Origin of the sequence: Bordetella genomosp. 5, assembly GCF_002261315.1 — a bacterium.
In the GTDB taxonomy this organism is placed as follows: Bacteria; Pseudomonadota; Gammaproteobacteria; order Burkholderiales; family Burkholderiaceae_B; genus Bordetella.
The window spans coordinates 152,883-173,551 of the sequence record NZ_NEVP01000017.1; the positions used below are offsets into that span (position 1 = coordinate 152,883).

General features: G+C 68.6%; 18 protein-coding genes and 1 riboswitch. Of the genes, 8 read left to right on the forward strand and 10 right to left on the reverse strand.

Features of this window, described 5'->3' with window-relative positions; genetic code table 11:
• Positions 1–225: 225 nt before the first annotated feature.
• Complete coding sequence (locus tag CAL25_RS23815) at positions 226–2,046, forward strand: DEAD/DEAH box helicase (protein ID WP_170948588.1); 1,821 nt, start codon at positions 226–228, stop codon at positions 2,044–2,046.
• Positions 2,047–2,141: 95 nt separating this feature from the next.
• Positions 2,142–3,329 carry a class I SAM-dependent methyltransferase gene (locus tag CAL25_RS23820; RefSeq protein ID WP_094804705.1) on the forward strand — a complete coding sequence of 396 codons (1,188 nt, stop codon included), beginning with the start codon at positions 2,142–2,144 and terminating at the stop codon, positions 3,327–3,329.
• Between the two features lie 83 nt (positions 3,330–3,412).
• On the opposite strand, the gene CAL25_RS23825 is transcribed toward CAL25_RS23820, so the two are convergent.
• Positions 3,413–4,522 carry a CCA tRNA nucleotidyltransferase gene (locus CAL25_RS23825; RefSeq protein WP_094804707.1) on the reverse strand — a complete coding sequence of 370 codons (1,110 nt, stop codon included), beginning with the start codon at positions 4,520–4,522 and terminating at the stop codon, positions 3,413–3,415.
• A complete protein-coding gene (locus CAL25_RS23830) occupies positions 4,519–6,672 on the reverse strand; it encodes a transglycosylase SLT domain-containing protein (RefSeq protein ID WP_094804709.1) in 2,154 nt (717 codons plus the stop codon). Before CAL25_RS23830 ends, CAL25_RS23825 begins: the two co-directional genes overlap by 4 nt.
• 23 nt (positions 6,673–6,695) lie before the next feature.
• Between CAL25_RS23830 and CAL25_RS23835 the strand changes: the two genes are divergently transcribed.
• The 6 genes from CAL25_RS23835 (at position 6,696) to CAL25_RS23860 (ending at position 13,122) form a co-directional block, all read left to right on the forward strand.
• Entirely contained in the window at positions 6,696–7,373 is a 678-nt protein-coding gene (locus tag CAL25_RS23835) for a 5-formyltetrahydrofolate cyclo-ligase (RefSeq protein ID WP_094804711.1), read from the forward strand.
• A 272-nt stretch (positions 7,374–7,645) separates the two neighbouring features.
• A complete protein-coding gene (locus CAL25_RS23840; protein WP_094804713.1) occupies positions 7,646–9,076 on the forward strand; it encodes a circularly permuted type 2 ATP-grasp protein in 1,431 nt (476 codons plus the stop codon).
• 16 nt (positions 9,077–9,092) lie between these two features.
• Positions 9,093–10,037 carry an alpha-E domain-containing protein gene (locus CAL25_RS23845; protein ID WP_094804715.1) on the forward strand — a complete coding sequence of 315 codons (945 nt, stop codon included), beginning with the start codon at positions 9,093–9,095 and terminating at the stop codon, positions 10,035–10,037.
• Positions 10,038–10,053: 16 nt separating this feature from the next.
• Positions 10,054–10,857 carry a transglutaminase family protein gene (locus CAL25_RS23850; RefSeq protein ID WP_094804717.1) on the forward strand — a complete coding sequence of 268 codons (804 nt, stop codon included), beginning with the start codon at positions 10,054–10,056 and terminating at the stop codon, positions 10,855–10,857.
• Between the two features lie 92 nt (positions 10,858–10,949).
• A complete protein-coding gene (locus tag CAL25_RS23855) occupies positions 10,950–11,816 on the forward strand; it encodes a proteasome-type protease (RefSeq protein ID WP_094804719.1) in 867 nt (288 codons plus the stop codon).
• A gap of 325 nt (positions 11,817–12,141) precedes the next feature.
• Positions 12,142–13,122: a tripartite tricarboxylate transporter substrate-binding protein gene (locus tag CAL25_RS23860; RefSeq protein WP_094804721.1), complete on the forward strand. Its 981-nt coding sequence runs from the start codon at positions 12,142–12,144 to the stop codon at positions 13,120–13,122.
• A 68-nt stretch (positions 13,123–13,190) separates the two neighbouring features.
• On the opposite strand, the gene metF is transcribed toward CAL25_RS23860, so the two are convergent.
• From metF to leuC, 8 genes are all read right to left on the reverse strand, one after another.
• Positions 13,191–14,033, reverse strand: a complete 843-nt coding sequence (gene metF, locus CAL25_RS23865) for a methylenetetrahydrofolate reductase [NAD(P)H] (RefSeq protein WP_094804723.1) — start codon at positions 14,031–14,033, stop codon at positions 13,191–13,193.
• The gene (locus CAL25_RS23870) at positions 14,033–14,368 is read right to left on the reverse strand and encodes a phage holin family protein (protein WP_094804725.1); all 336 of its coding nucleotides are present in this window, start codon (positions 14,366–14,368) and stop codon (positions 14,033–14,035) included. The genes metF and CAL25_RS23870 overlap by 1 nt, the downstream gene beginning before the upstream one ends.
• 71 nt (positions 14,369–14,439) lie before the next feature.
• A complete protein-coding gene (gene ahcY, locus CAL25_RS23875) occupies positions 14,440–15,858 on the reverse strand; it encodes an adenosylhomocysteinase (protein ID WP_094804727.1) in 1,419 nt (472 codons plus the stop codon).
• Positions 15,859–15,972: 114 nt separating this feature from the next.
• Positions 15,973–16,103: riboswitch (S-adenosyl-L-homocysteine riboswitch) on the reverse strand.
• Positions 16,104–16,153: 50 nt separating this feature from the next.
• Positions 16,154–17,194 carry a glycosyltransferase family 4 protein gene (locus CAL25_RS23880; RefSeq protein WP_094804729.1) on the reverse strand — a complete coding sequence of 347 codons (1,041 nt, stop codon included), beginning with the start codon at positions 17,192–17,194 and terminating at the stop codon, positions 16,154–16,156.
• 74 nt (positions 17,195–17,268) lie between these two features.
• Complete coding sequence (locus CAL25_RS24500; RefSeq protein ID WP_249279218.1) at positions 17,269–17,487, reverse strand: DUF1289 domain-containing protein; 219 nt, start codon at positions 17,485–17,487, stop codon at positions 17,269–17,271.
• A 155-nt stretch (positions 17,488–17,642) separates the two neighbouring features.
• The gene (locus CAL25_RS23890) at positions 17,643–18,548 is read right to left on the reverse strand and encodes an alpha/beta fold hydrolase (protein WP_094804733.1); all 906 of its coding nucleotides are present in this window, start codon (positions 18,546–18,548) and stop codon (positions 17,643–17,645) included.
• Positions 18,545–19,210, reverse strand: coding sequence for a 3-isopropylmalate dehydratase small subunit (gene leuD, locus CAL25_RS23895; RefSeq protein ID WP_094804735.1), 666 nt, complete (start codon positions 19,208–19,210; stop codon positions 18,545–18,547). The genes CAL25_RS23890 and leuD overlap by 4 nt, the downstream gene beginning before the upstream one ends.
• The gene (leuC, locus tag CAL25_RS23900) at positions 19,207–20,646 is read right to left on the reverse strand and encodes a 3-isopropylmalate dehydratase large subunit (protein WP_094804737.1); all 1,440 of its coding nucleotides are present in this window, start codon (positions 20,644–20,646) and stop codon (positions 19,207–19,209) included. The genes leuD and leuC overlap by 4 nt, the downstream gene beginning before the upstream one ends.
• Positions 20,647–20,669 lie beyond the last annotated feature (23 nt).

A 20,669-nucleotide genomic window follows, 5' to 3' on the forward strand; every position in this document is an offset into this window, starting at 1 on the left:
GCAGTCAGCCCGGGCTACACAGAGTACGTCCCCGGCCTCATGCCGAAGCTCATCGCTTCCTGACCTCTTTCCTTTCGCCCCGCGATCGCCTCATTGGATCGCACTACGCGCACGGTTGATTCGGTCGGCACGATGCTCCATCAACCGCTGCCTGGTATCCGGCGCCGTCAGATCGGCCAGCCCGTCCATGCAGGAATGCGCCGCATCACGCGGCAAGGAAAAGCTATGTCTTTCGCAGACTTGGGCTTGGCGCCCACTATTCTCTCGGCCCTTCAGGAAGCCGGTTTCACCGAACCCACGCCCGTCCAGGCCTCCGCTATCCCGCAAGCCATGGCCGGCCAGGATCTCATGGTCTCGTCGCAGACCGGTAGCGGCAAGACCGCCGCCTTCATGCTGCCCGCCCTCAACCGCATCGCCTCGATGCCGGCCAACGCCGGTACCGGCGTGCAGGTGCTGGTGCTGACCCCGACCCGCGAACTCGCGCTCCAGGTCACCGAAGCCACGGGCTCCTACGGCCGCAATCTGCCGGGCCTGCGTACCGCCACCGTCGTGGGCGGCATGCCCTACGGCGCGCAGCTCAAGGCGCTGTCGCGCCGTGTCGACGTGCTCGTCGCCACGCCGGGCCGCCTGATCGACCACCTGAAGGCTGGTCGCGTCAAGCTCAACACCGTGCACACCCTGGTGCTCGACGAAGCCGACCGCATGCTGGACATGGGCTTCATCGAAGACATCGAAACCATCATCAGCCGTCTGCCCAACGAGCGCCAGACCCTGCTGTTCTCGGCCACGCTCGACGGCAGCGTTGCCCGCCTGGCCGAAAAGATGATGCGCGATCCCCAGCGCATCGAGATCGCCGGCCACCGCGACAAGCACGCCAACATCACGCAAAGCCTGCTGTACGCCGACGACGCCGACCACAAGCGCCGTCTGCTCGACCACGTGCTGCGCGATGTGCGCATGGATCAGGCCATCGTCTTCACCGCCACCAAGCGCGGCGCCGATGATCTGGCCGACCGCCTGGCCGACGAAGGTTTCGCCGCCGCTGCCCTGCACGGCGACATGAACCAGCGCCAGCGTTCGCGCACCCTGAGCCAGCTGCAACGCGGCCAGGTTCGCATCCTGGTGGCCACCGACGTCGCCGCCCGCGGTATCGACGTGCAAGCCATCACCCACGCCGTCAACTTCGACCTGCCGCTGCAAGCCGAAGACTACGTGCACCGTATCGGCCGTACCGGCCGTGCCGGCCGCGATGGTCTGGCGTTCACGCTGGCCACGCACTCGGAGCGCCACAAGGTGCGCCGTATCGAGCACTACATCGGCCAGTCGATCACGCCCGAAGTGATCGCCGGTCTGGAACCGCAACGCACGCCGCGTCCGAGCACCGGTGGTGGCGGTGGCCGCTTCAACAAGGGTGGCCCGCGTCATGGCAAGCCCGGTGGTTTCGACCGCAAGCCGCGTGAATTCGGCGACCGTCCTCCGCGTGAGTTCGGCGACCGCCCGCAGCGCGACTTCGGTGATCGCCCGCAGCGTGATTTTGGCGACCGTCCCCAGCGTCCGTACGGCGACCGTCCGCAACGTGACTTCGGTGATCGTCCCCAGCGCAGCTTCGGCGACCGCCCCCAGCGCGATGCCGGTGACCGTCCCCAGCGTCCGTACGGCGATCGTCCGCAACGCGACTTCGGTGATCGTCCCCAGCGTCCGTATGGCGACCGTCCGCAGCGTGACTTCGGTGATCGTCCCCAGCGCAGCTTCGGCGACCGTCCCCAGCGTCCGTTCGGCGATCGTCCCCAGCGCGACTTCGGTGACCGTCCCCAGCGTCCGTACGGCGACCGCCCCCAGCGCGACTTCGGTGATCGTCCGCAGCGCAGCTTCGGCGACCGCCCGCAGCGCGACGGCGACCGCCCGCAAAGCTTCGGTGACCGCCCGCAACGCAGCTTCGGTGATCGTCCCCAGCGTGACTTCGGTGACCGTCCCAGCTTCGCCAAGCGCAGCGGCCCCGGCGGCGCGCCCAAGCGCTTCGGCAAGTCGGCCGATCGCCGCGGCTGAGCGTGACGCGGCGCTTGCGCCGCATCTCGACGCCTGATGAACACCCCGCCCCGGCGGGGTGTTTTGCTTTGTGCGCCCATGGGAAAATAGCGCTCATGCGATCCTCACCTGCCAACCTGCCCGACCTCGATCCCGCCAGCGCGGCCCATAGCCAGCGCGTGGGCGATCATCTGCGCGACCGCGTGCGCGCCCACGACGGCTGGCTGCCGTTCGATGCCTGGATGTCTCAGGCCCTGTACGCCCCCGGCCTGGGTTACTACACCGCGGGCGCCGAAAAACTCGCGCCGGCGACCGAAGCCCGGGCGCGCCGTCTGCCCACGGGCGACTTCGTCACCGCCCCCGAACTCACGCCCTTGTTCGGCCACACCGTGGCCCGGCAGGTCGCCGAAGTCCTGGCCCAATGCGAAGGCGACACGGTGCTCGAGTTCGGCGCCGGCACCGGCGCGCTCGCCGAGGCGGTGCTCACGGCGCTGCGTGCGCAGGGCATCGAGGCGCAGTACCGCATCGTCGAGGTCTCGGCCGACCTGCGGGCTCGCCAGCAGGCGCGGCTCGCGCCGTTCGGCGCCCAGGTGCAATGGCTCGACACCCTGCCCGAGCAGTTCGTGGGCTGTGTGCTCGGCAACGAAGTGCTCGACGCCATGCCGGTGCAGCTCTTCGCCTGGAGCGATCAGGCCGAAGTCATGGCGCGCGGCGTGGCGCTGGATGCCGACGGCGACTTCGTGTGGGCCGACCGGCCCGCCGAAGCGGCGCTGACCCAGGCCGTGACCCCGCGCATGCCGCCGCTACCGGGATACGTGTCCGAGATCAATCTGCAGGCCGAGGCCTGGATGCGCGGCGTCGGGCAATGGCTCGCGCGCGGCGCGGCGCTGCTGTTCGACTACGGCTTTCCGCGCCACGAGTATTACCACCCGCAGCGCGCGGGCGGCACGCTGATGTGCCACCTGCGCCACCACGCGCACGCCGATCCGTTCGTCGCCCCCGGGCTGCAGGACATCACGGCCCACGTCGATTTCACGGCCATGGCCGATGCGGCGCTCGAGGGCGGCCTCGACGTGCTGGGGTACACCTCGCAGGCGCGCTTCTTGATGAATGCCGGTGTGCTGGAAGCGCTCGCGCGCATCGACCCCTCGGATACCCGCGCCTATGCACAGCTGGCCGCCCCGGTGCAGAAGCTGCTGTCGGAAGCCGAGATGGGCGAGCTGTTCAAGGTGCTGGCGGTGGGCCGGGATATCCCCGGCGGCCTGACGGGCTTTCGCCGGGGCGACCGCCGCGGCGCGCTGTGAGGAGTGCGGCTGGCGAGGTGCGGCCGGCCAGGCGCGGCTGGCAAAGTGCGGCCTGCTAAATCGGCCCGCGCGGCCCGCTCACCTCAACGCTGAAGCGCGTCCAGCGCCTGAAGCCGCGCTTCGTGCAGCGCCGGCTTGATGCGCGCCGGATCCCCGGCGCAGGCGCGCGCGATGGCGCCGGCATCCACCCCCCGGACCGCGTCGAGCGCGGTCTGCCAGGCCGGCACATCCACCGGCGTGACCACCGCCGCCGCCTGCAGCAGCTCGACGAATCGCTGCGGCTTGCGCAGCCCGTCGCACTGCTCGATGAGGGCGAGCCGCGCAGCGGCTTGCTCCGCCTGTGGCAGCGCCTGCAACACCGCCGGCAGCAGACGCGCCTGATCGGCGCATTCGGTCGGCACGCGCAGTCGCTGCGACAAGCCATCGCGATCGGTGGCATGACGGCTCATCAGGGCGTAGCGGCCCGCGAGCGGCAGGCCGGCGTCCGCGGCCCGATCCAGATCGGCCGCGGCCTCGCGCCAGGCTTCGAGCTGCGGCATGACGCGCGGCAGCGCGCCGGTCTCGGCCAGGACCTCCAGCATGCGTGCGGGGCGCGGCAACATGAGCGCGCGTGAGAGTTCTTTCCAGACCCGTTCGGGCACCAGCGCGTCGGCCTCGCCCGCCTCGACCATGTCGCGGCAGAGCCGCAGCGTTTCGGGGGCCACGCCGAACTCGCCGAAGCGCGCGGCGAAGCGGCCCAGGCGCAGGATCCGTACCGGATCTTCGGCGAACGCCGGCCCCACATGACGCAGGATGCGCGCGCGGATATCGGCCTGACCGTCGAGCGGATCGACCAGCTCGCCCTCGGGCGTGCGCGCGATCGCATTGACGGTGAGATCGCGCCGCTGCAGATCCTGTTCGAGCGTGACGTCGGTGCCGGTGTGGAAGGTGAAGCCCTTGTAGCCCACCCCCGACTTGCGCTCGGTGCGCGCAAGCGCGTATTCCTCTTTGGTGCGCGGATGCAGGAACACCGGAAAATCGCCGCCCACCGGCAGGAAACCGCGCGCGGTCATGTCGGCCGGCGATGCGCCCACCACCACCCAATCGTGGTCGCCCGCGGGCTGGCCGAGCAACTCGTCGCGCACCGCGCCGCCCACGATGTACACCTGCAGACCATCGATGGCGGGATCGGCGTGCGCAGCGCCCGCGCTCATTGCCCTGCCTTGGCGGCCACCACCGAAGGCGGCACGATCTTGCCCAGGCGCTCCTTGAGCGACTGCGGCTGACCGCTGAAGAGCGCGGCGTAATAAACCGCGTTGGACATCACGCTCTTCACGTAGATGCGGGTTTCGTGGAACGGGATGGTTTCGGCGAACACCGCGCCCTCGACCGGATGCGTGAAGGTCGCGCGCCAGTTGCGCGGACGGCCCGGCCCGGCGTTGTAGCCCGCGCTGGCCAGCACCTGCGATCCATCCAGATCGCGCAGCACCATGTTCAGATACTGCGTGCCGAGCTCGGTGTTGACGTCGAAATCATTCACGCTGCCGGGCGTGAAATCCTGCATGCCGATCTTGCCCGCCACCCACTTGGCGGTGGCCGGCATGAGCTGCATCAGGCCCGACGCGCCCGCGTGCGAGCGGGCATCCATGATGAAGCGCGATTCCTGGCGGATCAGGCCATAGACCCAGGCCGGATCGAGCTCGATGGCGCGCGCCTTGGCGCTGACCTTGCCCTCGAAGGGCGCGATGAAGCGCTGCGTGAAGTCGAACTCGCGCTGAGTGCGTTCGGAGGTGTTGACCACGCGGTCGAAGATGCCCTCGGCGCGGGCCAGCTCGGCGGCGGCGAACAGCTGGCGATCGGTCATGCCGCGAATCGAGAAATTCCATTCGGGCACGGCCTCGGCGCGCCAGCCCATGCGGAACATATAGATGGCGCGTTGCAGACCCGGATTGGCGCGCGCCTCGGCCATCTCGGCGTCGGTGACGGCGGCCGGGCGTGCCGGCACCGTGATGCGGCGGCCGAGCTCCTCGGTGGCCAGCTGACCATAGAAGTCGAAGCCGTCGGCGATGCTGGCAAAGCCGCGCTGGGCCTCGTCCTTGCGGCCGAGCGCGAGCTCGCCGCGCGCCTTCCAGTACACCCACACCGGCTCGGCCTGCTGGTCCGCCGTCATGGTGTTGATCGAGGCGATGACCCACGGCCAGTCGATGCGCGGCTGACGCAGCGCCGAGCGCACCTTCCAGGCGTGGTTGTTGTCCGTCATGGCGATATGACCCGCCTCGCGATACCACGCGTCGGCGCGCGGATCGAGATTGATGGCCGCCACCAGCGCGTATTGGCCGCGCACCCAGGCCTGATAGGGCTTGGCGAGATGGCGCGACCACTCGCGCGTGAGATACGAATCGGCCACGCTGATGTCGCCGCGCGCCAGACGCGCCAGGGCCAGCCCGACGAGCTCTTTTTCGTTGCGGCCGACCGGCGACTTGTCCTGGCGCACCAGCCACTTCATCGGGTCTTTCATCATCGCGTCGTAGGTCTTCATGTCCTGCGGCTCGAAGATGTACGTCGCGAGCTTGCGCGCATCGGTGGTGCGATTGACCTCGAGCGCATCGCGCATCTGCGGCTGGATCTGGTCCCAGCCCAGCACGCCATCGGCCACGAGCTGGTCGTAGAGCGACCAGCACTGCGAACCCGAACCGAATGCGGCCTGCGCCTGCGCGGCGGTGGCGCGCTGTCCGGTCATGTGGCGCGCCAGCAGCGTGGCGCACTGCACCTGCGAATTACCGGCCTGCACGGGCGCGAGCTTGCGGATGGTTTCGAAGTCGCCGCTGCGCGCGGCCGCCTGAATCCAATCGCCGCGCAAACGGTCTTCGAGATAGCTGCCCGCGTTGGCGTTCAGGAAGCGGTTGAGCTCGGCCACGGGGCGTTTGCCGCCCGGCGGGCTCCAGAGCTGGTAGCGCAGCAACCAGTATTCGGGGTAGATGGCGAGCACATCGCCCTTGGCCTGCGGCACCATGGCCGCGAGCACCGACCATTGTTTGCGGTTGTTGGCCTCGCGCGCCGCCACCACGGCCTGCGAGGCGGCGGTGTCGGGCGACGGCGGCAGACCGGCCAGCACGGCGGCCGGGACGGCGATGGGGCGGCGGGCCTGATCGTCGGGCAGACTGGACTGCAAGGTGAGCGCGGCGGGCTCCGCGGCGGCGGGCGCCTGGGCGCGCTGCTGCGCATCGACGGGCGCACAGGCGGCCGTAAACAGGGTGAGAATCGGCAAGGCGCGACGCCACGCGGGGAGCTGCGCCCCGCCGGCGGATTTCTGATACCTTTGCGACTCAAGCACCTGCTTCTGTTGCCTGATTGCCTGATCCATAGCCAGCCCCCCTGCCGAACCGCATGCACAACGAAAATTATGCAGAGAATACCGCAGTCGCGTTACGTACGCGATTGCGCCAGGCCCGCGCCGCGCTGCCCGAAGAGGCGCGCGCCCGTGGCGCTCTGCTCATGCGCGCCCGGCTGTTCACCTGGTCCAATCTGGCACGCGAGGCCCTGGCCGAGGCCGGGCAACCGCTCAAGCGCATCGCCGCGTTCTGGCCCCTGGCCGACGAGCCCGATCTGCGCCCCCTGCTCGAGCAATGGGTGCTGGCCGGATACGAGGTCTGCCTGCCGGTGATCGCGCAGCGCGACGCTGCGCTCGAATTCCGTCTCTGGACCCCTGCCGCCGCCATGCGCGCGGGCGTGCACGGCATCGCCGAACCGGCCGATGGCGCCGTGGTGCAGCCGGACGTGATCCTGGTGCCGACGCTCGGGTACACCCTGGCGGCCGATCGTCTGGGTTACGGCGGCGGCTACTACGACCGCACCCTGGCGGCGTTGCATGATCAGGGCATCGACCCGATCACGATCGGCGTTGCCTGGACCGAAGGCCTGCTGCCCGACGACTACGCGCCCGCCGCGCACGATTTTCCGCTCGACGCCATCCTGACCCCCGAGGGCTGGGTGCCGGACGCCCCGCTGGGCACGGGCGGGACGGCCCACGGCAGCGCCGGCGTACAGCGCTTCCTGCTGAACTGAACCCCGCTCCGGCGCGCCTGCCTGCGCCGGGGACGCACCACATCGAGGCCGGGCCGGTGCCCGATTCCGTGCCGCGCCGGCCTGCGCGCCGCCACGCGCGCCGCGCGGCCGCCCCATCGCGGCGCATGGCCGCCCGCGCGTACGCCGCGCGCCTGATCCTGGCGCCATGCCGTGCAAAGCTGGCATGGCTGTTGCTTGTGCCCATGACATGAATAAAGGCGTCTGCATGACGCCCGCGCCGCCCCGCGGCGCCATACCCAGCAGGAGATGCCATGCTCGATGCCGTCACGCGGCCCGTCGCCTTCGACGAGATGTACGACACCCAGGGAAAGGTGCGCCCGCATTACCGCGCCTTCGCCCAATGGCTGGCCGGCGAACCCCCGGACGCGATGAGCGCGCGGCAGATCGAGGCCGATCTCAACTTCCGCAAGGTGGGCATCACGTTCTCGGTCGCGGGCGACGCCGCCGGCACCGAACGCCTGATTCCGTTCGATCTGGTGCCGCGCATCATTCCCGCCGAAGAATGGCGCCGGCTCGATGCCGGTCTGAAGCAGCGGGTCCGCGCGCTCAACCGCTTCATCCACGACATCTATCACGACCACGACATCGTGCGCGCCGGCATCATTCCGGCCGAACAGGTCTTTCTGAATGCGCAGTACCGTCCCGAGATGCAGGACATCGACGTGGCCGAAGGCATCTATTGCCACGTCGCTGGCGTGGACATCGTGCGGGCCGGCGCGGGCGAGTTCTACGTGCTCGAGGACAATCTGCGCGTGCCCTCCGGCGTGTCGTACATGCTCGAAAACCGCAAGATGTCGATGCGGCTGCTGCCGGAGGCGTTTTCGCGCATCAAGATCCAGCCGGTGGCGCACTATCCCGACCTGCTGCTCGACAACCTGCGCGAGGTGGCGCCGAACGTGAGCGACGAGCCCACCGTGGTGGTGCTCACGCCCGGCATGTACAACTCCGCCTACTTCGAGCACGCGTTTCTGGCGCAGCAGATGGGCGTGGAGCTGGTCGAGGGCCAGGATCTGTTCGTGGACCAGAACACGGTGTACATGCGCACCACGCGCGGCCCGCGCCGCGTCGACGTGATCTACCGCCGGCTCGACGACGACTTCCTCGATCCGCTGTCGTTTCGCGCCGACTCCGTGCTGGGCGTGCCCGGCCTGCTGTCGGCGTACCGCGCCGGCCGCATCACGCTGGCCAATGCCATCGGCACCGGCATCGCCGACGACAAGTCGACCTATCTGTACGTGCCGGACATGATCCGCTTCTATCTCGGCGAAGAACCCATCCTGTCGAACGTGCCGACCTGGCAATGCGCCCGCTCCGACGAACTCTCGCACGTGCTGGCCAACATGCACGAGCTGGTGGTCAAGGAAGTGCACGGCGCGGGCGGCTACGGCATGCTCGTGGGCCCGACGGCGACGCGGGCGCAGGTCGAGGCCTTCAAGGACCGCGTGCGCGCCAACCCGGCCAACTACATCGCGCAGCCCACGCTGGCCCTCTCGACCACGCCGACCTATGTCGAGGCAGGCGTGGCGCCGCGCCATGTGGATCTGCGCCCGTACGTGCTGTGCGGCAAGGACATCCGTACCGTGCCCGGCGGCCTGTGCCGCGTGGCGCTCGTCGAAGGCTCGCTGGTGGTCAACAGCAGCCAGGGCGGCGGCACCAAGGACACCTGGGTGCTGGAAGACTGACTCGCGGAGAACCGACATGCTGAGCCGAACCGCCGACCATCTGTTCTGGATGTGCCGCTACATCGAACGCGCCGAGAACACCGCGCGCATGCTGGACGTGAATCTGCAGATGTCGCTGCTGCCACAGGATCCGCTCACGCGGGACAACTCCTGGCGCGCGCTGCTGCGCATCTCCGAGCTGCAACACGGGTATCGCGACAAGTATCCCGAGGTCACGCCGGAAAGCGTGCTGCATTACATGGTGCGCGACCCCGACAATCAATCGTCGATCTACGCCTGCCTGCGTTCCGCGCGCGAAAACGCCCGCGCGGTGCGCGGCAGCCTCACCACCGAGGTCTGGGAAACCTACAACACCACCTGGCTCGATCTGCAGAAGCGGTTGCAGGGCGACCAGCTCGAGCGCAACCCGGGCGAGTTTTTCGAGTGGGTGAAGTTCCGCTCGCATCTGGCGCGCGGCGTCACGGTCGGCACCATGCTCGAAGACGAGGCCATGGTGTTCCTGCGGCTGGGCATGCACCTGGAGCGCGCCGACAACACGGCGCGGCTGCTGGACGTGAAGTTTCACGAAGGCGAAGACGCCGACCAGGGCGTGAACAGCGAGTTTTACCGCTGGTCGGCCATTCTGAGCTCGGTGTCGGGCCTGGAGGTGTATCGCAAGGTCTATCGCGACGTCATTACGCCGGACCGGGTGGCCGAGCTGCTGATCCTGCGCGCCGACATGCCGCGCTCGCTCGTGGCGTCGATCGGGGCGGTGTCCGACGACCTCGCGCGCGTGTCGAACCAGCGCTCGGCCGAGACGGAACGCCGCGCCGGCATGCTTTGTGCGGAGCTGCGCTATGCCCGCGTCGAAGACATTCTGCGCGGCGGCGGCCTGCACCGCTTTCTCGAACGCTTCCTGGATCGTGTGAACGATCTGGGCAATCGCGTCAGCCAGGACTTCCTGCTGCCACTGTCGGTCTGACGCTCCCGGAGCCCCCATGAAACATTTGATCCGCCACGTGACGCGCTACCGCTACACAGCGCCGGTGAGCTACAGCATTCAGGTGTTGCGCCTCACGCCCCGGCTCGACGATCACCAGCGTGCGCTGCGCTGGCACATCGAAGCGCCGGGTCCGCTCGCCGAACAGGTCGACGCCTACGGCAATATCACGCACACCCTCACGCTCACGCGGCCGCACGATGAGATCGAGCTGCGCGTGACCGGCCATATCGAGATCGACAATCTGCCCGAGGGCCGCCTGCACCACGACGACAGCCGCCTGCCGCTGCACGCTTTCTGCGTGCAGACGCCGCTCACGCAGAGCGTCGCGGCCATCCATGACTTCACCCGGGCCGTGCTGCCCGGCGGCATGCATACCCCCGCCGATGCGCTGGCGCTGGCCGAGGCGATCTGCGGCCGCGTGGCCTACGAGCCCGGCACCACGGATGTGACCACCGCGGCCGAAGAGGTGCTCGCCCTGGGCCACGGCGTGTGCCAGGACCACGCCCATCTCTATCTGGCCTGCGTGCGCGGCATGGGCCTGCCGGCGCGCTATGTGAGCGGCTATCTCTACACCGAGGCCGAGCACGCGGCCAGCCATGCCTGGGTCGACGTCTGGCTGGCGGGACAGGGCTGGGTCAGCGTGGACGTCACCAACCGCCAGTTCGCGTCGGATTGCCACTGCCGCCTGGCGGTGGCGCGCGACTACGATTCCGCCTCGCCGGTGCGCGGCGTGCGCAGCGGCGGCGGCGAAGAATCCATGCGCGTGACGGTGCAGGTCCAGCAGGCCGCGCAGCAGTAGGATTCGAGGGACGCAACACTGGCCGGCCCCGTGCGCGCCGGCGCGCCCCTCCCCTACAATATCGGGGCACGATTTTCGTCCTCCCTGTTTCCATGACCTACTGCATCGCCGCCCAACTCGACCAAGGCCTGGTCTTTCTGTCCGACTCGCGCACCAATGCGGGCGTGGACCAGATCAGCATCTTCCGCAAGCTCAGTGTGTTCGAGCTGCCGGGCGAGCGCGTCATGGTGCTCATGACCTCGGGCAATCTGGCGGTGTCGCAGGCGGTGGTCAATACGCTGGCCCAGGAAGACGCCAATCGTGCCGATTCGATCTGGCGCGTGCCGAACATGTTCGAGGCCGCGCGCCGGGTCGGCGATGCGGTACGCCAGGTTCATGCGCGCGACGCGGCCTCCCTGCATGACCAGGGCGTGGAGTTCAACGTCAACCTGATCTTCGGCGGCCAGATCGGCCAGGAGCGCTGCCGGCTGTTCCAGATCTACGCGGCCGGCAACTTCATCGAAGCCACGCCGGAATGCCCGTACTTCCAGATCGGCGAGTCCAAGTATGGCAAGCCCATCCTCGACCGCGTGCTGCAGCCCGACACCTCGCTCGACGAGGCCGCCAAGTGCGCCCTGATCTCGATGGATTCGACCTTGCGCTCCAACATCTCGGTCGGCCTGCCGCTCGATCTGCTGGTGTACGAAGCCGACAATCTGCACGTGACGCACTTCGCCAGCATCGACGATCACAACGAGTATTTTTCGATGATCCGCAGCTCCTGGGGCGAACGCCTGCGCCAGGTGTTCGCCGAGATCCCGGATCCGCTCTGGACCCGCCCGGATGGCCCGGACTCGCTGGTGCCGGCCCACCGCGAGCATCAGCCGGTGCGCATCGCGCCCGTCGGGCTCAACACGAGCGGCGATTACGCGACGCCGCAAGCCCTGGCCCAGGGCAGCCCGGGCCAGCAGCCGACCTGAGCGACGCGCGCCCTTCGCGGGCGCGTCTGGACGAGTCCGCCTCACGGGTCACGCCTCGTTGGTCACGCCTCGCCGGGCGCACCTGGCCGGCCGCACCGGGCCCGCCGCCCCTCGCCGGGCGCCCCTAGCCGGCCGCACCTCGCCGGCCGCCCCTCGCCGGGCGCACCTAGCCGGCCGCCCCACGTTATCCCCATACGGGGCAACCCGCATTTCGCGCTCGCTAAGCAGCGCTTCGGTAAAGCCAAATTCCCCTGCCGCCGTCCCTGTCCGACACTAGCCGATCCCTGCCGCCACGTCCGGCGGGTCACAAGAACAGGAGCGAGACATGGCATTTCCCCGTATCCGCACGGCCGTCCTGGCCGGCGCGCTGGCGCTGACTGGCCCGGCCCTGGCCCAATCGGGCTTTCCCACGCATGCCATCACGCTGGTGGTGCCCTTCGCCGCGGGCGGGCCCACCGATGTGGTCGCGCGTGCGCTGGGCGCCTCCATGGCCAAGACGCTGGGCCAGAGTATCGTCGTCGAGAACCGCACCGGCGCGGGGGGCACCCTGGCGCCGAACTTCGTGGCGCGCGCCAATGCCGACGGCTACACCTTGCTGATCCACCACAACGGCATGGCGACCGCGCCGGCGCTGTATCGCAAGCTGCCCTACGATCCGCTCAAGGACTTCGCCTACGTGGGCCAGGTCGCGGATGTGCCCATGACCGTGCTGGCGCGCAAGGATCTGCCGCCCAGCGATCTGGGCGGCTTCATCAAGTATGCGCGTGAACAGGGCAGCAAGATTAACCTCGCCAACGCCGGGCCGGGCGCGGTGTCGCAGCTGTGCGGCATGCTGCTGCAGGAGGCGATCGGCACGCAGTTCACCACCATCCCCTACGCCGGCACGGCGCCCGCGATGAGCGCGCTGCTGGGCCAGCAGGTCGATGTGCTGTGCGACCAGACCACGCAGACGATTCCGCAGATCAAGTCGGGCAACGTGAAGTTCTACGGCGTCACCACGCTGGACCGCATCAAGGCGCTGCCCGACGCGCCCACGTTGCAGGAAGGCGGGCTCAAGGGCTTCGAGGTGAAGGTGTGGCACGGCATCTATGCGCCCAAGGGCACGCCGCCCGCCGCCATCGATAAAATCAACGCGGCGCTGCGCGCGGCGCTCGAGGATCCCGCGTTCACGCAGCGCATGGCCGAGCTGGGCGCCGAGATCGTGCCGCCCGCCAAGCGGACGCCGCAAGGCCTGCAAAGCTGGCTGCAGGCCGAGACGGACAAGTGGGGTGCGATGATCCGCAAGGCGGGCGTCTACGCCGACTGAAGCCACAGGGCGCGCAGCATGCAAAACGGCACCCGAGGGTGCCGTTTTGCATGGAAGGCCGGGATCGTTCAGAGATCGAGGTTCTTCCAGATGGACAGCGTAGCGTCGCCCTGGTTGAGCGTGTAGAAGTGCAAACCCGGCGCGCCGTTGTCGAGCAGGGTCTGGCACAGCTCGGTCACCACCTCGGCGCCGAACGCGCGGATCGAGGCCTTGTCGTCGCCGAACTCGGCCAGACGCAGCCGGATCCAGCGCGGCAGCTCGGCGCCGCACATCTCGGAGAAGCGCGACAGCTGGCTGTAGTTGGTGATGGGCATGATGCCCGGCACGATCGGCACGGTCACGCCACGCGCGCGCGCACGATCGACGAAGTCGAAGTACGCATCGGCGTTGAAGAAATACTGCGTGATCGCGGCGTTGGCGCCGGCCTGGACCTTGGTCACGAAATGATCGAGGTCCACGGTCGGGCTGACCGCCTGCGGGTGCATCTCGGGATAGGCCGCCACTTCGATGTGGAACCAATCACCGGTTTCTTCGCGAATGAAGCGCACCAGGTCGCTGGCATAGCGCAGCTCGCCGGCGTCGCCGCCCATGCCCGAAGGCAGGTCGCCACGCAGGGCCACCACACGCTTGATACCCTCGGCGCGGTAACGCGCCAGGATCTCGCGCAGCTGGTCGCGCGTGGCGCCGATGCACGACAGATGCGGCGCCGCGTCGCACCCCAGATTGGAGAGCGTGCGAACCGTATCGGCCGTGCCTTCGCGCGTCGAGCCGCCCGCGCCGAACGTGACGCTGACGTACTTCGGCTGCATCGCCAGCAACTGCTTGGCCGCGCGCACCAGGCGCTCTTGCGCCGCGATGTCTCGCGGCGGAAAGAACTCCAGGCTGAGCGCGGGAGGGGTGGTCTGAGTCATCAGGGAATCAACTTGGTCAGCAGACCGGAGATGAGGCTATACAGGATCGCCCCGGCCACGGCCCACCAGAAGCCATTGACCTGGAACCCGCGCAGCACGGAGCCGGCGAACCAGAACAACAGCGCGTTGAGGACGAGCAGGAACAATCCGAGGGTCACGATCGTGATGGGCAGCGTGAGCAGCACCAATACCGGCTTGACCAGCATGTTGAGCAGGCCCAGCACCAGCGCCGCGATGAGCGCGGAACCGAAGCTTGCCACCGCGATGCCGGGCAAGAGGTACGCCACGGCCAGCAAGGCCACGGCGTTCAGGATCCAGACGAGTATCAATGCCATGATCGTTCTCCTGTGAGTAGCGAGGCCCGCGCCACTGCGGCGCGGGCTCTGCCCCTTATTGTGCTACAGGATCAATAGCGGTAGTGACCCGGCTTGAAGGGGCCTTCGACCGGCACGCCGATGTAGTCGGCCTGGGCCTGCGACAGCGTGGAGAGGTTCACGCCCAGCTTCTTCAGATGCAGGCGCGCGACCTTTTCGTCGAGGTGCTTGGGCAGCACATAGACCTGACCCGAGGTGTAGGCTTCGTTGCGCGTGAACAGCTCGATCTGCGCGATGGTCTGGTTGGCGAACGACGAGGACATCACGAACGAGGGGTGGCCGGTGGCGCAGCCCAGGTTCACGAGACGGCCCTTGGCCAGCAGGATGATGCGCTTGCCATCCGGAAAGATGACGTGATCGACCTGCGGCTTGATCTCTTCCCATTGCAGGTCTTCGATCGAGGCGACGTCGATTTCGTTGTCGAAGTGGCCGATGTTGCAGACGATGGCCTGGTCTTTCATGGCGTCCATGTGGGCGCGCGTGATGACGTTGTAGTTGCCGGTGGCGGTCACGAAGATGTCGGCGTGCTTGGCCGCTTCTTCCATGGTCACGACCTTGAAGCCTTCCATCGCGGCCTGCAGGGCGCAGATCGGATCGATTTCGGTGACCCACACCTGGGCGCGCAGCGCGACCAGCGCCTGGGCGCAGCCCTTGCCCACGTCGCCGTAGCCGGCCACGACCGCGACCTTGCCCGCGACCATCACGTCGGTGGCGCGCTTGATGCCGTCGACCAGCGACTCACGGCAGCCGTACAGGTTGTCGAACTTCGACTTGGTGACGGAATCGTTGACGTTGATGGCGGCGAAGGCCAGATCGCCCTTCTGGGACATCTGGTACAGACGATGCACGCCGGTCGTGGTTTCTTCGGTCACGCCCTTGACCTCGGCCAGACGGGCCGAGTACCACTTCGGATCACGCGCCAGCGTTTCCTTGATGGCGGCGAACAGCACGCGCTCTTCTTCGCTGCCCGGCTTGGCCAGCACCGAGATGTCCTTCTCGGCCTTGGCGCCCAGGTGCAGCAGCAGGGTCGCGTCGCCGCCGTCGTCCAGGATCATGTTGGCGTGACGGTCTTGCGGCCACTCGAAAATCTTGTGGGTGTACTGCCAGTACTCTTCGAGGGTCTCGCCCTTGATGGCGAACACGGGGGTGCCGGTCGCGGCGATGGCGGCGGCGGCGTGGTCCTGGGTCGAGAAGATGTTGCACGAGGCCCAGCGCACTTCGGCGCCCAGGGCCACCAGCGTTTCGATCAGCACGCCGGTCTGGATGGTCATGTGCAGGCTGCCGGCGATGCGGGCACCCTTGAGCGGCTGGCTGGCGGCGAATTCTTCGCGGATCGCCATCAGGCCGGGCATTTCGGTTTCGGCGATCGCGAGCTCGCGGCGGCCCCAGCCGGCCAGGCCCATGTCGGCGACGATGTAGTCGGCAACGGATTTGTCGGTCACTGCATTCATGGTGTGAAACTCCACGTGGATAAGGTCAACGGCATTGGTCATCGCAACCGGCCGGACAACGCGAAGCACACACCGGAATCCTCGGCGCGCAATCGCCTTTCCCGCCCGAAGCGACAAAGGTGAGCGCCGTTGCTGCTGCCAGACCGCGATGCGATCCGACTGAACAAGGATTCCTGAGCCTGGCGATCCTGGCGCGGCGGGTGCATGGCACTCACCGGCGGTTCGTCGCAGCGCTCCTCAGGGATTCCGCCATTGTAGCGTCTGGGCGAGGGGCACGAAAACCCCGAATAACATGTCATGCGCTCTGGATGCTCGGCTCGCTCCAGGCGGCGCGGCCGTCGATCGGAACGAGGGCGGCGAGCAGGTCGTGGGCGATGGCGTCCCAGGTGCGGGTGAGCGCATGGGCGCGCACCGTGGCGCGATCCAGGGTCAGGGCCTGCGTGCAGGCGCGGGCGAGGTCCGCGTCGATGTATCCGGTGACGCCGTTGCGCACCACGGCGCGCGGCGCTTCGGTATCGAAGGCGGCCACCGGCGTGCCGCACGCCATGGCCTCCAGCATCACCAGGCCGAAGGTGTCGGTCAGGCTCGGAAAGACGAACACGTCCGCGGCGCTGTAGAACGACGGCAGTTGCGCGTCGGCCTGCGGCCCCAGGAAGTGCGCGTTGGGAAACTTCTTGCGCAGCCGCGCCTCGTCGGGCCCGCCGCCCGCCACCACTTTGCTGCCCGGGATGTCGAGCGACAGAAACGCGTCGAGGTTCTTCTCGCGGGCCACGCGGCCGACCGACAGATAGACCGGCCGCGGCAGGTGGGCGAACGCATCGCGCTCGACCGGCTGAAACTTCTGCCCGTCGACCCCGCGCGACCACACCTGCAGATTCGTGAGACCGCGCGATGCGACGATGTCGCGCACCGTCGGCGTGGGCACCAGCACGCGCTGCGACGGCCGATGGAACCAGCGCATGAAGCGCCACGGCAGCGACGCCGGGATGCCCATGCGCGCCTCGAGATACTCGGGGAACATCGTGTGAAAGCCCGTGGTGAAGCGCCAGCCGCGCGACAGCGCCATGCGGCGCGCCGCCAGCCCCAGCGGGCCCTCGGTCGCGATGTGCAACGCGTCGGGCACCGTGTCGCCCAGCACGCGCCGCAGCTGGCGGCGAGGCTGGATGCACAGGCGCAGTTCGGGTTCGGACGGGGCGGGAATGGTGCGGGCGCCCTCGGGGCTCACCACCAGAACGTCGTGGCCCCACTCACGCAGGAGCCGCAACATCGCGGTCCAGGTGCGGACCACGCCATTGACTTGAGGATGCCAGGCATCCGTGACGAGAACGATGCGCATGGGTAGGACCTGTCGTGAGCGATGGCACGATTAGGCCTACGGTAGATGACATGCCAAAGACAGGCGGGCCGGGCTCAGGGCCGGCGCGGATAGCCCTGCGCCAGGATGCGGGTCCAGACGGCCTGCTTCTCTTCTTCGGTCATGAAGACCCAGTTGGCGACTTCCATGGCGCTGCGTCCGCAGCCACGGCAGATCTCGTCGAACAGGGTCGAGCAGATGGCAACGCAGGGCGAATCGGTGGCCGTGAACGCCCGGTCGGCGCCGGTGCGCCCGGCCGGGGCGCTTGCGCCCACGGCAGTGCCGCCGCCCGCGCCGTTGCCCGCCCCCGCCGGCTCGTTCACGTCGGCACGGCGGATCTCGGTCACGCTAAATTCGGGGTCGGAAGAGGCGTTGCGCCGGGGGGCTCGATTCATCGGCGAAGCTTACCATTCGCGCTCCGGCCCCTATTTCATACCCCTGCCGCCGGAGCGTGTATGCCGAAGAACGCCAGCGCCTCGTCGCGCACCGCGTCGGCCGCCTCCTCGGGCAGGTAGTGCGCGGCGTCCAGCGCCCGGCCGTCGACCTCGCGGCAGACCGCCCGCCAGAGATCGAGCACCGCGAAATTGCGGCCGACCGCGCCGCGCTCGCCCCACAGCACCCGCACCGGCATCGCCAGGCGTTCGCCCGCCGCTCGGCCGGCCCGGTCATGCTCCAGATCGACGGTGGCCGAGGCCCGGTAGTCTTCGCAGATGCCGGTGGCCCAGCCGGGCAGACGCGCGCAACGCTCGTAATCGGCGAGCGCCTCGGGCGTGAAATGCGCCAGCCCGCCCGGCCGTCCGCCCATCACCGACCGGACATAGAAAGCGGGATCGTGGCCGATGAAGGTTTCGGGACCCGGCGCCGGCTGGATCAGCCAGAACCAATGAAAGTACGCCTGCGCGAAGGCCCGCGTGGTGCCTTCGTACATGTCGAGGGTGGGCGCGATGTCGAGCAGCATCATGGCCTGAACGGCCTCGGGCCGATCCAGCCCCAGACGGTGCGCGACCCGGGCGCCGCGATCGTGCGCCAGCACGCTGTAGCGCGGCAGACCGAGCGTCTGCATGAGCGCGTGCATGTCGGCCGCCATGGTGCGCTTGGCGTGCGCCGAGTGATCGGGCGACGCGGGCGGCTTGGCGCTGTCGCCATAGCCGCGCAGATCCGCGGCCACGCAGGTGTAGCGCTCGGTGAGCGCGGGCCACAGACGTTGCCAGATCAGATGATTTTGCGGATGACCATGCAGCAACAGCAGCGCCGGGCCCTGGCCCGCGGTGCGGGCGGCGATCTCGATGCCGTTGACCTGATGATGGCGCAGCGGCGCGTCCAGCAATTCACTCATGCGGTTTCCTTGGCAGTCTGGTCCAGCCGCGCGCGAACCCGCGCCGCGGCATCCTGCAACCAGGGCTGGCGCTGCCGGTGCGCGGCTTCGAAGCGCGTGATCTCCGGCAGTTGGCGCAGCGTGGCGCCGATCATGTCCAGCCCCTCGGCCACCATGCCACGCTGACGCGCCGACATCGCAAAATCGTAGCGCACGTCGTCGCCTGCCCGCACCTGACCCGCCAGCACGTCGATCTCGAGTTCGCAGGTGTCCGGCCGTGCCACCCGGCCGAGCAGCGCCTGCACCTGCGCGTCGGGCAGACGGATCAGCAGCAGGCCGTTGTTCATCGCGTTGGCATGAAAGATCTCGCCGTAACTCGGCGCGATGATGGCACGCACGCCGAACTGCTGCAGGCCCCACACCGCGTGTTCGCGGCTGGAGCCGCAGCCGAAGTTCGGTCCGGCCACGAGGAACGCGGGCTGGCGCCAGGGCGCCTGATTGAGCACGAAGTCCGGGCGCGGCGCGCCGCTGGCGTCGAAGCGCAGGTCGTAGAAGAGCCCGCGGTCCAGACCCGCCTTGTCGATGATGCGCAAGAATTGCTTGGGCATGATCTGGTCGGTGTCGAGATTCGAATACGGCAGCGGCGCGGCCACACCACGCAGCACGGTAGAGGAAGAGGTCATCGCGCGGCTCCCGCGGCAAGCTGCGCATCGATCGTGCGCACGTCGGTGATGCGGCCGGTGAGGGCCGCCGCCGCGGCCATGGCGGGGCTCATCAGGTGGGTCCGGCCGGCGCGTCCCTGCCGTCCCTCGAAATTGCGATTGGTGGTCGACGCGCAGCGCTCACCCGGCGCCAGCATGTCGTCGTTCATGGCCAGGCACATCGAGCAGCCGGGCTGGCGCCATTCGAACCCGGCATCGATCAGGATGCGATCCAGGCCTTCGTCGTGCGCCTGATCGCGCACCGCGCCCGAGCCGGGCACCACCATCGCGCGCACGCCCGGCGCCACATGGCGGCCCTGCACGATCTCGGCCACGCTGCGCAGGTCTTCGATCCGCGCGTTGGTACAGGACCCGATGAAGACGCGGTCGATGGGCACGCCCGCGATGGGCTGGCCCGCCTGCAGCCCCACGTAGTCGAGCGCCTTGCGCGCGGCCAGCGCCTGCAGCGCATCGCCCGCGGCCTCGGGATCCGGCACGACGGCGTCCACCGGCAGAGCCTGATCGGGGCTGGTGCCCCAGGTCACATACGGGGCGATGCCGGCCGCATCGATCATGAACTCGCGCTCGTACACGGCGTCGGCGTCGCTGTGCAACGACGCCCAGCTGTGGCGCGCGTCCCGCAGCTCCTCGGACGTGAGGTGCAGCGCGCGGGCACTCACGTAGGCATCGGTGATGGCGTCGGGCGCGATCAGGGCCGCGCGCGCGCCGGCCTCCACCAGCATATTGCACACCGTCATGCGCGCCTCGGCCGAAAGCGCGGCGATGGTCGTGCCGCACAGCTCCACCGCGTAGCCCACCGCGCCCTGCGCGCCGATACGATGCACGAGGTAGATGACCAGGTCCTTGGCGCTCACGCCCGGGCCCAGCGCCCCGTCCACGCGCACCCGCATGTTGCGGGCCACGCGGTACACGAGGGTCTGCGTGGCCAGGATGTGCTCGACCTCGGAGGTGCCGATGCCGAAGCCCAGGGCGCCGAGCGCGCCGTAGGTGGTGGTGTGGCTGTCGCCGCAGAGCACCACCATGCCCGGCAGGATCATGCCGTGTTCGGGCGCGATGACATGCTCGATGCCCTGCAGCGGATCGGTGGTGTCGAACAGCGCGATGCCCTGCGCATCGCAGTTGCGCTTGAGGTTGCGCGCCTGCAGCGCGGCGTCGTCCTGCACGATCACGCGATCGCGCGCCGCCACGGGGTGGGTCGGAATCACATGGTCCACCACCGCCATCTGCTGGCGCGGCCGCAACACCTCGCGGCCCCGCGCGGCCAGGCCCGAAAAGGCCTGCGGGCTGGTGTACTCGTTCATGATGTGCAGATCGACATAGAGCAGCACATGCTCGTCGTCGAGCCGTGCCACCTCGTGCGAGGCCACCAGTTTGTCGTAGAGGGTGCTGCCGGTCATGGCCGTTCCTTGCTGCGTGATGA

What these genes read in the sequence shown, in the direction of transcription:
- CAL25_RS23815 (WP_170948588.1), top strand. Translation starts at nt 226, where the DNA reads ATGTCTTTCGCAGACTTGGGCTTGGCGCCCACTATTCTCTCGGCCCTT.
- CAL25_RS23820 (WP_094804705.1), top strand. Translation starts at nt 2,142, where the DNA reads ATGCGATCCTCACCTGCCAACCTGCCCGACCTCGATCCCGCCAGCGCG.
- CAL25_RS23825 (WP_094804707.1), bottom strand. Translation starts at nt 4,522, where the DNA reads ATGAGCGCGGGCGCTGCGCACGCCGATCCCGCCATCGATGGTCTGCAG.
- CAL25_RS23830 (WP_094804709.1), bottom strand. Translation starts at nt 6,672, where the DNA reads ATGGATCAGGCAATCAGGCAACAGAAGCAGGTGCTTGAGTCGCAAAGG.
- CAL25_RS23835 (WP_094804711.1), top strand. Translation starts at nt 6,696, where the DNA reads ATGCACAACGAAAATTATGCAGAGAATACCGCAGTCGCGTTACGTACG.
- CAL25_RS23840 (WP_094804713.1), top strand. Translation starts at nt 7,646, where the DNA reads ATGCTCGATGCCGTCACGCGGCCCGTCGCCTTCGACGAGATGTACGAC.
- CAL25_RS23845 (WP_094804715.1), top strand. Translation starts at nt 9,093, where the DNA reads ATGCTGAGCCGAACCGCCGACCATCTGTTCTGGATGTGCCGCTACATC.
- CAL25_RS23850 (WP_094804717.1), top strand. Translation starts at nt 10,054, where the DNA reads ATGAAACATTTGATCCGCCACGTGACGCGCTACCGCTACACAGCGCCG.
- CAL25_RS23855 (WP_094804719.1), top strand. Translation starts at nt 10,950, where the DNA reads ATGACCTACTGCATCGCCGCCCAACTCGACCAAGGCCTGGTCTTTCTG.
- CAL25_RS23860 (WP_094804721.1), top strand. Translation starts at nt 12,142, where the DNA reads ATGGCATTTCCCCGTATCCGCACGGCCGTCCTGGCCGGCGCGCTGGCG.
- metF (WP_094804723.1), bottom strand. Translation starts at nt 14,033, where the DNA reads ATGACTCAGACCACCCCTCCCGCGCTCAGCCTGGAGTTCTTTCCGCCG.
- CAL25_RS23870 (WP_094804725.1), bottom strand. Translation starts at nt 14,368, where the DNA reads ATGGCATTGATACTCGTCTGGATCCTGAACGCCGTGGCCTTGCTGGCC.
- ahcY (WP_094804727.1), bottom strand. Translation starts at nt 15,858, where the DNA reads ATGAATGCAGTGACCGACAAATCCGTTGCCGACTACATCGTCGCCGAC.
- CAL25_RS23880 (WP_094804729.1), bottom strand. Translation starts at nt 17,194, where the DNA reads ATGCGCATCGTTCTCGTCACGGATGCCTGGCATCCTCAAGTCAATGGC.
- CAL25_RS23890 (WP_094804733.1), bottom strand. Translation starts at nt 18,548, where the DNA reads ATGAGTGAATTGCTGGACGCGCCGCTGCGCCATCATCAGGTCAACGGC.
- leuD (WP_094804735.1), bottom strand. Translation starts at nt 19,210, where the DNA reads ATGACCTCTTCCTCTACCGTGCTGCGTGGTGTGGCCGCGCCGCTGCCG.
- leuC (WP_094804737.1), bottom strand. Translation starts at nt 20,646, where the DNA reads ATGACCGGCAGCACCCTCTACGACAAACTGGTGGCCTCGCACGAGGTG.